This is a genomic window from Nonomuraea aridisoli (assembly GCF_003236395.1).
Lineage (GTDB): Bacteria > Actinomycetota > Actinomycetes > Streptosporangiales > Streptosporangiaceae > Nonomuraea > Nonomuraea aridisoli.
In genome coordinates, this window is record NZ_POUD01000292.1 from 1 (window position 1) to 10,965 (window position 10,965).

At 69.5% G+C, this 10,965-nt stretch carries 14 protein-coding genes and 1 pseudogene; 6 read left to right on the forward strand and 9 right to left on the reverse strand.

Features of this window, described 5'->3' with window-relative positions; translation table 11 throughout:
* Window positions 1–690: MFS transporter (locus C1J01_RS40595; RefSeq protein ID WP_146615900.1), on the reverse strand; the 690-nt coding region annotated here is incomplete at its 3' end.
* 307 nt (window positions 691–997) lie between these two features.
* Window positions 998–1,126 carry a hypothetical protein gene (locus tag C1J01_RS53325; RefSeq protein ID WP_268958792.1) on the reverse strand — a complete coding sequence of 43 codons (129 nt, stop codon included), beginning with the start codon at window positions 1,124–1,126 and terminating at the stop codon, window positions 998–1,000.
* 71 nt (window positions 1,127–1,197) lie between these two features.
* Between C1J01_RS53325 and C1J01_RS50515 the strand changes: the two genes are divergently transcribed.
* Window positions 1,198–1,359 (forward strand): hypothetical protein, encoded by a 162-nt coding sequence (locus C1J01_RS50515; RefSeq protein ID WP_181449239.1) that lies wholly within the window; start codon window positions 1,198–1,200, stop codon window positions 1,357–1,359.
* A gap of 1,202 nt (window positions 1,360–2,561) precedes the next feature.
* Here the strand turns inward: C1J01_RS50515 and C1J01_RS40605 are convergent.
* A complete protein-coding gene (locus C1J01_RS40605) occupies window positions 2,562–2,783 on the reverse strand; it encodes a hypothetical protein (protein ID WP_111184377.1) in 222 nt (73 codons plus the stop codon).
* Between the two features lie 38 nt (window positions 2,784–2,821).
* Between C1J01_RS40605 and C1J01_RS40610 the strand changes: the two genes are divergently transcribed.
* Window positions 2,822–3,244: a Tn3 family transposase gene (locus C1J01_RS40610; RefSeq protein WP_111184378.1), complete on the forward strand. Its 423-nt coding sequence runs from the start codon at window positions 2,822–2,824 to the stop codon at window positions 3,242–3,244.
* 316 nt (window positions 3,245–3,560) lie between these two features.
* Here the strand turns inward: C1J01_RS40610 and C1J01_RS40615 are convergent, their stop codons facing one another.
* Window positions 3,561–4,160, reverse strand: a complete 600-nt coding sequence (locus C1J01_RS40615) for a TetR/AcrR family transcriptional regulator (protein WP_111184379.1) — start codon at window positions 4,158–4,160, stop codon at window positions 3,561–3,563.
* Between the two features lie 125 nt (window positions 4,161–4,285).
* Between C1J01_RS40615 and C1J01_RS40620 the strand changes: the two genes are divergently transcribed.
* The 3 genes from C1J01_RS40620 to C1J01_RS40630 all read left to right on the forward strand — a co-directional run bounded on the left by C1J01_RS40620 (window position 4,286) and on the right by C1J01_RS40630 (window position 6,771).
* Complete coding sequence (locus tag C1J01_RS40620; protein WP_111184380.1) at window positions 4,286–5,026, forward strand: SDR family NAD(P)-dependent oxidoreductase; 741 nt, start codon at window positions 4,286–4,288, stop codon at window positions 5,024–5,026.
* Window positions 5,027–5,107: 81 nt separating this feature from the next.
* The gene (locus tag C1J01_RS40625) at window positions 5,108–5,857 is read left to right on the forward strand and encodes an SDR family oxidoreductase (RefSeq protein WP_111184381.1); all 750 of its coding nucleotides are present in this window, start codon (window positions 5,108–5,110) and stop codon (window positions 5,855–5,857) included.
* A gap of 53 nt (window positions 5,858–5,910) precedes the next feature.
* Entirely contained in the window at window positions 5,911–6,771 is an 861-nt protein-coding gene (locus C1J01_RS40630; RefSeq protein WP_235854989.1) for a recombinase family protein, read from the forward strand.
* Window positions 6,772–6,814: 43 nt separating this feature from the next.
* Here the strand turns inward: C1J01_RS40630 and C1J01_RS50520 are convergent, their stop codons facing one another.
* The 4 genes from C1J01_RS50520 to C1J01_RS40650 form a co-directional block, all read right to left on the reverse strand.
* Entirely contained in the window at window positions 6,815–6,982 is a 168-nt protein-coding gene (locus tag C1J01_RS50520) for a hypothetical protein (RefSeq protein ID WP_181449240.1), read from the reverse strand.
* A 23-nt stretch (window positions 6,983–7,005) separates the two neighbouring features.
* Window positions 7,006–7,383, reverse strand: coding sequence for an NAD(P)-binding domain-containing protein (locus tag C1J01_RS51610; protein WP_220040354.1), 378 nt, complete (start codon window positions 7,381–7,383; stop codon window positions 7,006–7,008).
* Window positions 7,384–7,502: 119 nt separating this feature from the next.
* The gene (locus tag C1J01_RS40645; protein WP_111184382.1) at window positions 7,503–8,444 is read right to left on the reverse strand and encodes an SDR family oxidoreductase; all 942 of its coding nucleotides are present in this window, start codon (window positions 8,442–8,444) and stop codon (window positions 7,503–7,505) included.
* Between the two features lie 52 nt (window positions 8,445–8,496).
* A complete protein-coding gene (locus C1J01_RS40650) occupies window positions 8,497–9,120 on the reverse strand; it encodes an NADPH-dependent F420 reductase (protein ID WP_111184383.1) in 624 nt (207 codons plus the stop codon).
* Between the two features lie 291 nt (window positions 9,121–9,411).
* Between C1J01_RS40650 and C1J01_RS40655 the strand changes: the two genes are divergently transcribed.
* Window positions 9,412–10,323 carry a LysR family transcriptional regulator gene (locus tag C1J01_RS40655; RefSeq protein WP_111184384.1) on the forward strand — a complete coding sequence of 304 codons (912 nt, stop codon included), beginning with the start codon at window positions 9,412–9,414 and terminating at the stop codon, window positions 10,321–10,323.
* 144 nt (window positions 10,324–10,467) lie between these two features.
* On the opposite strand, the pseudogene C1J01_RS40660 reads toward C1J01_RS40655, so the two are convergent.
* A pseudogene (locus tag C1J01_RS40660) lies at window positions 10,468–10,669 on the reverse strand (IS5/IS1182 family transposase); the annotation flags it as partial.
* Between the last annotated feature and the right edge of the window lie 296 nt (window positions 10,670–10,965).

The following is a 10,965-nucleotide window of genomic DNA, read 5'->3' on the forward strand; positions in this document are numbered from 1 at the left end:
CCCCACCACCAGATCGAGCCGGAACGTCGAGCCTCCCGCGCCCGCCCCGCGCGCCGCCGGAAGACGCAGGAGAAACAGGCAGGCGCCGCTGACCGCGAACGTCGCCGCGTCGATCGCGAAGACCGTCCACGGCGCGGAGACGGTCAGGAGGAGCCCCGCCAGGGAGGGCGCGACCACGCTCATCAACGACTCGGAGACGCGCAGCGTGGCGTTGGCCCGCTGCACGTCCTGGGCGATCTGCGGGGTGATGCTGGCGACCCCCGGCTGGAAGGTGGCGCCCCCGGCTCCGATCAGCGCCAGGAGCATGAGCACCTGCCACAGCTCGGGTGTGCCCACGGCGAAGAGGAGGGCGAGCAGCGACTGGAAGACCAGGCGCACGACGTCGGAAAGGATCATCATGCGTCGGGCGCCGAACCTGTCCGACAGGACGCCGCCGAAGATCATGAGGATGGCGAAGGGCGCAAGGTGGGCAGCCAGCGCGTATCCGACGCCGCTGAGGCCGTACCCGCCGTGGATCATCGCGGCCGAGATGACGACGGGCAGCATGTGGTCACCCAGCAGAGACGTGCTGCGAGCTGCGAAGAACAGGGTGAAGCCGCGATTCCAGAGCCGTTGCGGGGCGCGTGTCTCTAACACGGTGAGCCGCCTGACGGGCACTTGCGCGACCGGCAGGTCACCGCCGTCCCCCATCTGTGCACCCGTTCAAGTGATCACAGCGGGAAGCCGGTGTCAACGGTGAATCCACCCCGACCAGGTCGATCGCTGAGTGCCCGGCGAATCCCGGGTACGCCATCCCGACAGGGTGCAGCTTCGACTGCTGGAACACGCCGTACCCGGTGGTGAGGCCGGCGAGGGAGAAGGCGACGACAGCCGGGGTCTTGAGGTTGTCGGTAAGCGGGGAGAGGTTGGCGGCGAACCCGCTCACGATGAGCGCGGCCGCACTGAACGCGGACACGACCCGCAAGACACGTTCGGCGCGCCTTGCGAACCGGCTCCATCACGCTTTGACAGCGATGCCGATCACGATCGGCACCAGGACGGCGGCGGTGATGAACTCGATCAGCCGCCGGGCCGTACAGGGTGACGGAGACCGGCGCGAGCGGTTCGGCCAGGTCGCAAGGATCATGCTCGGCAGAGTCCCCGCCACGGCCTGGCACGGTGATCGCTCGGACCGCTACTTCCCGGCGTCGCCGGTCGATGGCCTACGAACGTGCCGCCGCGCTGAGCCCCTCGGCCGGCGAACGCGCCCGCCGGCTCATGCTGGCGGCCGGGGCCACCGAGTTCAGCGGCCGTTTCGACGGGGCCAGAACCCGGGCGCTCCGCGCCGGGTCCCCGGCGCGGAGCCGGCCTCCCGGCTGATTCGGGTGCGAGCCTGCTCCGACTACGGCGAGGGTCATCTGCAGGGCGCGCACGCGATGCTGTCGGTCGGCGTGGACCACCTGGCCGCCGCCGACCCGAGCTCGGCCGTCTGGCTGCTGTTCGGCCGCCTCCATGATCTGGCTCGACGGCGACCGCGACATGGCACAGCGCACGGCCGAGCAGCTCGGCGCGCTGCGGGTGCCGCCCGACGCCGACGTCGTCGCGGTCCACCAGCTCTGCCGCTGGTTCGTCGCGCTCGCCCTCGGACGCCCCTCCGCCGGCCTGCCACCGCTGGCCGACGTGGCCGAGTCCGCTCGCGCCCAGGCCGGACCTGACCGCCGTGGGCTGCTGCTGATCGCTGGGCTCGGCCTGGCCGACTACGACGCCCGCACCCACCAGCTCGCCCTGGCGGCCACCGCCAGGCTCCGGGCCGAGGGCCGGGTCGGGCTGCTGCCGCAGGCGCTGACCTTCCTGGCTCGCGTCGAGTACGTCCGCGTCCATGGCCGCTACGCGCCTGCCTGGCCCACTGATCGTGCTCACTGTTGCGACCCCCGTCGTCGCCCTGGCCGGGCTCGACGACCGGCTGGACGTCCTGGGCCCGCCGAGGGCGGGCTGCCGCTGCCGAGCCTGCCCTGGACCGGCGCGGCAGGCATGGTGCACCTGATCGGCCCCGGCCTTGAGCATCGCGCTGCTCGTCTACGCCAGCAGCGCGCTGACCGCGCGGGCCATGGCAGCCAAGGAGGGCAAGGACGACGATGCGCAGCAGGAGTTCCGCGGGCTGGCCGCGGCCAACGCCGCCGCTGGGCGGCTTTCCCGCCAACGGCAGCGACTCGCGCAGCGCCCTGCTATGGGGGCAGGGCTGCTGGAGCTGTCATTGATACATGCCTTTCTAGACAGTACGCAGGAGCGGAGAGAGGCGAGTGCATACGGAGTCGCGAGGTCGAGGCGGCGGAATCAACCGGCAAGAACCGTGACCTCGGGGCAGGCATCGAACACGGCGACAGACCCGCGCGCCAGGATGCACGTCACAGTTCTACGTATCCGCTCGGAACCCCTCTCCGTACATCTCGGAGAGCGACCTTTGACCGCTGTATCCCGGCGAGGCAGCAGCCGCCTTCAGCCTGGCGCGCATGCAGCCCCGCGTGGCATGAAGCAGGACAGAGCCACAGGCGCTTCCGGTCACGCTTGTCCGAGGACGGACGTCAGCGCGGCCGAGAGCAGTCGGTGGGCCTGTTCCGGGCCGGGCTGGCGGCCGACACCTCCGTCACCATCGACGACGACGGCAAGATCCATGTGGCGAGCGTGAAGGCGGTCGAGGAGCCGCCGTCTCTGATCGACCTGCGCAAGTGGGTGGAGGCGATGATGCCGTGGGTGGACATCTCCGAGGCGGTCGTGGAGGTGCTGGGCTGGTGCCCGACGTTCATGGAGGCATTCACCTCGATCGCGGGCAACCGCGCAGGCGTTGAACATCACCTACGGGCCGATCGCGGTCAAGGGCGTGCCCGCGCTGGAGCGGCACCGGCTCGGCTACGTCGATCACACCTACCGGCGCGCCGACAACTCTGCCGCGACCAACCCGCACCTGATCCCCAAGCAGGCCGGGATCGGTTTCGCCCAGGCCCTGGGCGGCGGCCTGGTCGCAGCCATTGACGGCATGCGGTTCGTCGTCCCGGTGCCGTCCGCGTACGCCCGGCCGAATAAGAAGTATTTCGGGCCGAAGCGCGGAATAACCTGGCTGAATGCTGGGATGATGGCCCGACTCAGTCCGTTCATCAGACGACACATCAATGTGCACGGCCGCTACTCCTTTCAACGCCCGCAGCTGGGTGGCGTGCGGCGGGCCTTGCGCGATCCTGACGCCGACGACGCCGACGACGAGGATTGATGGGGGCGACCTCTCGGGCTCCTGGGGCCACCAGTCCCGCTAGGGCCTTCCTCTTCAGCCTGTCTCGATGTGAGGGCAGGTGACTGACGGCCCGGGATGCCGTTGCAGCCGCTTACCCGGCCCGACCGCAGCGACGCCTCCCGCCGGCCCCGCCGCTGTTGAGCAAGTGGGCTCCAAGGTCGTCAGGCACGTTCGTCACCGGTGAAGTCCTTCGAGGATTTCGCGCAAGGCCTCGGGTCGCAGGTCGCACAGTCACCTCGTCGAAGCCCCAGCGATCCGGACCGGCCGACGACGCGATGGGCCCCGAGCCCGCGGATCAAGCGCGGAGGGCGTCAATCAGGGCGTCGATGGCGGCGATTGCGGCGGAGGTGTCGAGTCCTGTACGGGAGACCAGGGAGAAGCCCTGGACGGTGAACAGCAGGAGCTGCGCCTGGGCCTCGGGGGTGGCGGCCTGGGTGACCTCGCCGGTGGCCTGCGCGCGCCGCAGGGCCTCGGCGACGATCTGGCTGAAGCGGGCGTGAGAGCGGGCTACGAGGTCGCGGGCCTCGGCATCGTGCGGGACGAGTTCGGCGGTGGTGTTGCCGATCATGCACCCTTGCGGAACGCCGACGTCGGAGGCGTACTCCTGAGCCCGGGCCGGATGGGTGAGCACCTCGCGCAGCGCCGGCAGCACCGGCCCGGCCTCCAGTGCCGTCAGTAGCCGGCGCTCGTAGGTGTCCCAGTACAGCTGGACCGCCGCAAGGTAGAACTGCCGCTTGTCGCCGAAGGCGCCGTACAGACTGCCCCGCTCCAGGGCCAGCGCGTCGACGAGGTCCTGGACGGAGGTCTCTCCGTAGCCCCGGGACCAGAACAGCAGAAGAGCGCGCTCCAGGGCCTGGTCCTTGTCGAATGCGCGGGGGCGTCCTGTCCGTGCCATACCCCCAGGGTACGACTTTTTGACCGCTTGCACGAAATACCGTACGGTGACGGCTGAGCGACTTATTGAACGATCGCATGGAAGTCGGCCGCGTGAACGCGCGAACAGACGAGAGGCAGGACCCCATGGACTTCAACGGGAAGACGGCGCTGATCACCGGATCGGGCGCCATCGGCGGGCTCGGGCACGCGACAGCGAGGATCCTCGCCGCCGGCGGAGCCAACGTGATCATCACCGGCACCGACTCGGACCGCGGCGCCCAGGTCGTGGACGACGTGCGGGCGAGCGCGGCCGGCACCGTGCGCTTCATCCCCGCCGACCTGGCCGACCCGCAGGCCGTGCAGCGGCTGGCCGAGGACGCCGGGGCGGTGGACATCCTCGTCAACAACGCGGGCGTCGTCCCGTTCAGCGCGACCGCCGACCAGGATCTCGCCGCCTACGACGCCGCCTTCGCGGTCAACGTGCGCGCTCCGTTCGTCCTGGTCGCCCGGCTCGGGCCGAAGATGGCCGCCGGCGGGGGCGGCAGCATCGTCAACGTCAGCTCCACCGCGGCCGCAATCGGCATGCCGGCGATGGCGGTCTACGGCGCCACCAAGGCCGCGCTGGAGTCGCTCACCCGTACCTGGGCGGCCGAGTTCGCCGCCTCGAACGTGCGTGTCAACGCCGTGTCGCCCGGCCCGATGACCACCTCCAAGGTGGTGGCGGCCATGGGCCCGGACCTCGGCGGCATGGGGCTGACGACCGCGCTGAAGCGCGCCGCTGACCCGGCCGAGGTCGCCCGGGTGATCGCCTTCCTCGCCGGCGATCAGGCCGGCTACGTGACCGGCGCCGTCGTGGCCGCCGACGGAGGCCGCACAGCCATCTGACCCGGGGCGCGCTCCGGTCCCTCCGCACAACCACCGTTACCAGAACCACGCGCTCTTGCGCGAGTGAGGAGATTGAGGTCAATGGGTCGTCTTGAGGACAAGTACGCCCTGATCACGGGAGGGACGAGCGGCATCGGGTTCGAGACCGCCCGCGAGTTCCTCGCCGAAGGAGCGGCCGTTGCGATCACCGGCCGCTCGCGCGAACGTCTGGAGGAGGCCGCCCGGCGGCTGGGCGGCAGGGTGCTGCCCGTGCTGTCCGACGCCGGCGACGTGCCCGGCCAGGCGGCGCTCGCGGCGCGGCTGAGGCAGGAATGGCCGCGGCTCGACGTCGTGATGAGCAACGCCGCCGACGTCACCCACCTGCCGATCGAGCAATGGACCGAGGAGGCGTTCGAGCGACTCGTCGCCACCAATCTCAAGGGGCCGTTCTTCCTGATCAAGGCCCTGCTGCCGCTGTTGTCCCGGCAGGCGTCCGTCATCCTCGTCGGCTCCGTCTCCGCCTTCATCGGGCACGAGAACGCGGCGGTCTACGGCGCCGCCAAGGCCGGCATGCTGTCCCTGTCGCGCGGGCTGACCTACGAGCTGAAGGAGCGGGGCGTCCGCGTCAACGGGCTGAGCCCGGGGCCGACCCTCACGGACGCGTTCGCCTCGCTCGGCCCCGAGCGGCAGGCCGCCATCTACGACGAGCTGCGACGGACCGTGCCCCTGCATCGCATCGGCACCGCCACCGAACTGGCAAAAGCGGCCGTCTACCTGGCCTCTGACGAGTCCGCCTACACCGCCGGCACCATCCTGCGCGTCGATGGCGGCATCGGAGAACTCGCCTATTGACCGTCGGTACATACAGGTGGTGGTCTGAAACACTCCTATGAAACGATCTCCGGGTGCACGATGACGACTTCCTCCGCGTGGAGGCCCACGACTGCCCGATGACCTCCTGCGCCGCCCCTGCCGGATCGCCCTGCCGCACCGGCCGGGGCAAGGTGGCCATCCACTACCACACCGCCCGCTTCCGGCTCGTGCCCGCGTTCGCGAAGGCGCTCAACGTCCCCACCCCGGCCGTCCGCAAGCCGGGCACGGCCTGGATCGAGCTACCCCGCCCGGCCGCGGCCGACGCCGAGCCCACGGCGCACGCGCGGATCGGCTACGCCCGCGCCTCCACCGTCCGCCAGTCCCTGGACACCCAGCTCGACGCGCTCAAGGACGCCGGCGTCACTCGCGTCTTCGCCGAGAAGATCTCCACCCGGGCCACCACCCGGCCCGAGCTCGACAAGGCCGTCACCCTGGCCCGGGAACTGCGCGCGGCGGGCGTGGCGGTCACGCTCGTGGTGCACGAGCACAAGCGGCTCGGCCGCGGCCTCGACCTGGCCGCCCTGGCCGAGCAACTGCGCTCCGCCGGCATCGGGCTGGAGTTCCTCACCGGCGAACTGCAGGGCTCCCACGATCCCTCGGGCGTGGTGTTCACCGTGCTGGCGGCCCTGTCCGGGATGGAACGCGAGTACATCCGCGACCGCACTCGGGAAGGCCACGAATCCGCCCGCGCCCGCGGCAAGGCCATCGGCGGCTCTGCCGTCACCGACGAGAACATGCTGTCCATGGCCCTGCACCTGCGCGGCCAGGACCTCAGCCTGCGCGACATCGCCGCCCGGCTCGTCATCACCAGCGGCAAGAAGAAGGGCCGTCACCCCTCGGCCGCGACCGTCCTGCGTATGCTGCGCGACCACGACCAGCAGAGCGCGACCTGACGGGCCGGCTAGCCAACGCCCGGGGAACGGCCGAACGCGGGAGCTATTGCGGGCGGATCGCCTCGGCCGCGCGGCGGCAGACCGGGTACACCGGGGTCCCGCCCGCCTCCAACTCCTCCACCAGGCGGTCATCGATCACCACGATGTCCCACTGGCCCGGGGCGACCATGCCCACCACCAGGCCCGTCAGCCACGGCCGCTGGCGAATCAAGCTTCAGACGAACCCTTCGTCACTCAAACCTGTCCGGGGATGCGCGTGTCCCGGACACCGACGCCATGGTGATCAACGCCCTGTCGTGGAAGCCACCTGCAGGCCGCAGCCGAGCGGGAGGCCGTCCCCGCCTGATGAGTGATGCCGACATCGTGTTCATCATGCAGACGGCCACCACACGTCCAGCGCGGCTGGGGCGTCCGTTCATGGGCGAGTGACAACAGGTGCTTGAAGAAGATGTCGTTGAACGCTTTCACAACCATGGCGTCCGGGAGATGCTGCAGCAGCAGCTCGCTTGAGGTGAGCGACTTGCTCTCGAGCTCGGGGATGGGCCCGTCGCGCTCGGGGCCGTGGTTGCACGTGTCGATGACCGTCTTCCCGGCCAGTGGCGCGGCGGGCACGTGGGGGAAGGCCTTGACCCGAGCCGCGCGATGGTGCTGCCGATGAATCCCACAGTCGTCATATTCTGAGCCGCCCTCCTTGTCATGTGCCGGACTCGTTGAGACTCGGGTCCTTGCCGTCAGCTGGCGGGGAAGTAGTGGCCGTTGTCCAGATCGGCGAGCAGGCGGGGCTGAGCGGGTTCCCAGCCGAGGGTCCGGCGGGTGACGAGGTTGGACGCCGGGTAGCTCTGCGTGACGATGTTCGCGAGGAACCCGAAGTATCCCGGCAGCACCAGTTCGTCCAAGGGAACGCTCACGGCGGGCAGGCCCAGACGGCTGCCGATGGCCTCGGCGATCTCCCGGAACGGGATGCCCCCGTCGTCGACCGCGTGCCAGTATTTGCCGGCCGGGCCCTTCTCCAGCGCCAGGCGGAACAGGGAGGCGACATCGCGGAGGTGCACGGCGTTCCACAGGTTCGCGCCGTCTCCGGGGTAGCCGATGAAGCCCTTCTCCTTCGCGAGCGCGATCAGCGTCGGGAGGAAACCGGCACGATCGGTCGTGCTGTGCGCGATGTTGGCGATCCGCACGACCGAAGACCGCACGCCCTGCTCGGCGAGGCCGATTACGGTGGTCTCCACGACGTTACGAGCCCGCAGGGTGCCCTTGTGCTCATCGCCACTGGGCAGGGCCGGGTCCTCCTCGGTGGCCGTCCGGCCCAGCAATCCCTGCCCGGGCGAGCCGATGCTCCCTGCCGCGACCAGCGGCTTTCCGGTTCCCGCCAGTGCCTCGCCGTAGGCGAGCATGATCGGGAGCTCGGCGGCGGCCACGGCGTGGATCCCGCCGGAGAAAAGCAGGTCTTGCCGGTGCGCGACGTGGATGACGCCGTCGGAGTCCGCGGCCGCCTCCTTGAGCCCGTCGAGATCCCCGAGGTCGCCGCGACGCACCTTCGCGCCGAGCGCGGACAGCGCCGCCGCGGCCGTGTCCGACCGGGCCAGGCCGGTGACCTCGTGCCCGGCGGCGATGAGCTCGGGGACGATGTACGAACCGGAATGGCCGGTCCCGCCAGTGACGAAAACGCGCATTCTGCTGTTCCTTATGAGTGAGGTGGCGCGGGAATTGGTGATGCGGGCGTGCTCAGCTGAGATTGCTGACGCCGAGGGCGAAGTCGAAGTCCCCCACGCCGTGGCGAGCCAGGTTGATCATCAGCAGGCCCGTCCCTTCCAGCCAGTGCGCCATCTCCAGGCCTCCGGCATCCAGGGGGCGCAACCCGAGGCTCTCGATGAACGCCGATACGCTCGCCTTGGCCCGCGCGTCGTCGCCGGCGAAAAGCACGTCCAATGGGCGACCCGGGGCCAGGACGTGGCCGAAGACGGTGTTGAACGCCTTCACGACGTGCGCGCTCGCCGGGGCGGCCTTGGCGATCTCCTGCGCGGCGGAAGTGCCGTCAGGGATGGTCAGTCCGGTGGCGTCGGCTGTCATGGGGTTGGTGATGTCGATGATGACCTTGCCGGCCAGCGCGTCCCCGTACTGGGCGACGACCGGCACGGCGCTGGCGTTCGGCACGGCGAGGATGACGATGTCGCCGGCTGGGGCGGTGCCGAATGTCCCGGCCGTGGCGCCGCCGCCGAGCGCGGCGGCCAGGTCCTTGGCCTTGGCCGCGTCGCGACCGACGACCTCGACGGCGTGGCCGCCCTCGACCGCGCGGGCGCCAATGGCGCGGCCCATGCCCCCCAGGCCGATAATGCTGATGCTGCTCATGGAATGCCTGCTTTCTGAAGTGAAATATCTGGACAGAACGCCACGCCCACCCCGTTGTTGTTAACGGTTGCGTCGTCGATGCCATCGAATGACACGACGGGCCTGAATCAATTCAGGACGTGCTGATCCAAGTTCTGGGGGCCTATTATCAAGTCCCGATGTCGAATTCTTGTTCCGGATTCACTCCGGCCCACCGGGTACCTATTGAGGATTTCATCAGTCTGAGCGGGTGTCCAAGACCTGTTTCAGCGACGGCGATACCCTGGAGGCATCGCCGTATCGGGAGGCTCCATGGATCTGGACCTGCGCAAGTTGCGCTACTTCGTCGCCGTCGCCGACCGGCTGCACTTCGGCCGCGCCGCCGATGACCTGCACATCGCACAGCCGGTGCTCAGCCGGCAGATCCGCGCGCTGGAACAGGATCTTGGCGCCCCGCTGTTGATCAGGGACAGCCACGGTGTGGCGCTGACCGACGCCGGCAGGCAGTTGCTGACCGACGCCGGCCCGCTGCTGGCCTCCGCAGAAGCGGTCCGCCGCCGGGTTACCGTGGCCGCGCGCGGCAGCCAGCGGCTGATGGTCGGCTTCCGCGCGGGCATCACGGCCACCGCGGCGGTGCGGGAGTTCGCCATCCGGCACCCGGACGTGATCGTGGACGTGCAGCGGATCGAGTCCGACGACCAGGCCGCGATGCTGCTCGACGGCCGCATCGACGTCGGCTATGTGCGGCTGCCCATCGACGAGACCGGCCTGCGTGTCACCCCGCTGTACACCGAGCCGCGGGTGGCGGTGCTGCCCGCCGGCCACCGATTCGCCGGCAGGGAACAGATCACCGAGTCCGACCTGGCCGGCGAGCCGCTGCTCTGGCATCCCGACACAAGCACACAGCCCACCAAGCGCCCGCACCCCAACGCCGGATACCTGGTGCGCGGGGTGGACGAGACGCTCGAACATGTCGCGGCCGGCCGGGGCATCTCGTTCCTCGCCCGTTCGACAGCCGTGTTCTACTCACACCCGGAAGTCCGCTATGTGCCCGTCACAGATCTGGCGCCCGACCAGGTGTGCCTCGCGGTGGCGGCATCGCGCACCTCACCGGTGGTCAACGACTTTCTCGCCGCAGCCCACGCGACGGCCGAGATCACCGCAGAATGCGGGAACGATGAAATGTGGCAGTTGGCAAACGGTGTCGCTGCACAACACGGTTGATCAGTTCGAGCGACAACATCAGAGCCGACAGAGGGCGCCACGGCAAAGGCGAAGGCATTGAAGTGCGACGGCGGAGGCCACGTTCGCGTACAGCGAGAATCGACATCGCCGCGCGGCAGCCTCTGCAGTAATGAAAGAACCTTTTCATCCTACGGTTGTTTCGTACTTCTGTGGCACATGGATGGCTTTGGCGAGTCGACCGACCCCGCGTGGGCTGGACTTTGTGCAGGATGTGCCGGTAATTGAGCTGGGTGTTGGCGCGTTCGCCGGGCCCGCGAAGCCAGGCATGAGCCCGGTTGGCGTTTTTCTGCGAGTCGGGTTTGTTCTTGCCCTTGTACGGCGAGATCTACCGCTCCGGCCGCGCCGAACTCGACGTCGTCTTCCGGCCGACGAGGCGTGACCGGGCCGTCATTGGCCTTCCACCGGAACGGGAGCAGACCCGGTAGTTCCGCGGTCGTCGCTGGGCTGCCGAGGAGATGACGTGGGGATGGCGTTGTCGATGAGGACGGCGGCGATGGCGGCGGCCGGTGATGAAGACGTGCGCTCCCTCGTCGACGAACAGCTTCGCGCCGGCAAGCGCCATGCCGGTGGTGCCGCCGGTGATGACCGCTACCTTGCCGTCAAGCTTTCCCATGTTGCTCC